The 1243-nt window shown below is 69.1% G+C and carries 1 protein-coding gene; it reads right to left on the bottom strand.

The genetic code is table 11. The features are described 5' to 3' along the window. Nucleotides 1-1243, bottom strand: a 1243-nt coding sequence (locus ABT004_RS36335) for a condensation domain-containing protein (RefSeq protein WP_351346138.1), incomplete at both ends; no start/stop codon positions are given.

The following is a 1243-nucleotide window of genomic DNA, read 5'->3' as shown; positions in this document are numbered from 1 at the left end:
AGCCGGGTCTCGGGTGCCGTGGTCACGAGTTCAAGGACCCGGTTCCAGCGCTCGGCGAGCGCCTCCACCGAACCGGCATCGAACAGGTCCACCGCGCCGGTCACCGACCCACGCAACCCGGCCGGAGAGCCGTCCTCGTCGAAGGCCTCCCCGATCATCACGTCCACATCGCACTTCACCGACACCGACACCGCCGCCGACACACCACTCGCCGACCGCGACCGAACCCCCGGCATCTCCAACCCCGCCCGCTCCACGTTCTGCAGGGTCAAAACCACCTGCGCCAACGGATGCCGAGACAGCGAACGCTCCGGAGCCAACTCCTCCACCAGCCGCTCGAACGGCACATCCTGATGCGCCAGAGCGCCCAGGCTCGCCTCCCGCACCCGCGCCAGCACCTCACGGAACTCCGGATCACCCGACAGATCCGTCCGGATCACCAGCGTGTCCACGAAGAACCCGACGAGGTCGTCGAGCGCTTCGTCGGAGCGGCCCGCCACACCACTGGCGACCGGGATGTCCGACCCCGCGCCCAGGCGGGAGAGGGTGACCGCCAGCGATGCCTGAAGGACCATGAACACGGTCACACCCTCGGCGCGTGCCAGTCCCAGCAGACGCCGATGCACCTCCGCCGACACCCGCAACGGCACCGAGTGACCGCGGTGACTGGCCACTGCCGGACGCGGCCGATCCGCGGGCAACGCCAACTCCTCCGGAGCACCCGCCAACGCCTGCCGCCAGTACTCCACCTGACGTGAAAGGAGGCTCTCCGGATCGGACTCCGCCCCCAGCAACTCCCGTTGCCACAAGGCGTAGTCGGCGTACTGCACCGGCAACGGCTCCCACGACGGCGCCTCGCCACGCAGCCGCGCCGCGTACGCCGTCGACAGATCCCGCGCCAACGGAGCAGTCGACCACCCATCACCGGCAATGTGGTGCATCACCACCACCAGCACCTGCTCCTCCGGACCCGCCTCGAACAACCACGCCCGAATCGGCACCTCCGCCGCCAGATCGAACGCGTACCCCGCAGCCCGGCCCACGGCCTCAGCCAAACCGTCGGCCCCGACCTGGCTCACCGGGATGGACCACGCCAACTCATCCGGTTCGAGGATCTGTTGGTACGGCTCGCCGTCCACTGCCGGGAACACTGTGCGCAGCGATTCGTGCCGCCCGATCACATCGCGGAACGCCTGCTCCAACACCGCGACATCGACGCCACTGATCCGCAACGGCACCGGAA

The organism is Streptomyces sp. NPDC002790, from assembly GCF_040295505.1.
Lineage (GTDB): Bacteria > Actinomycetota > Actinomycetes > Streptomycetales > Streptomycetaceae > Streptomyces.
The sequence above is the reverse complement of the archived record's forward strand: the minus strand, read 5'-3'. Positions and strand labels throughout refer to the sequence as shown.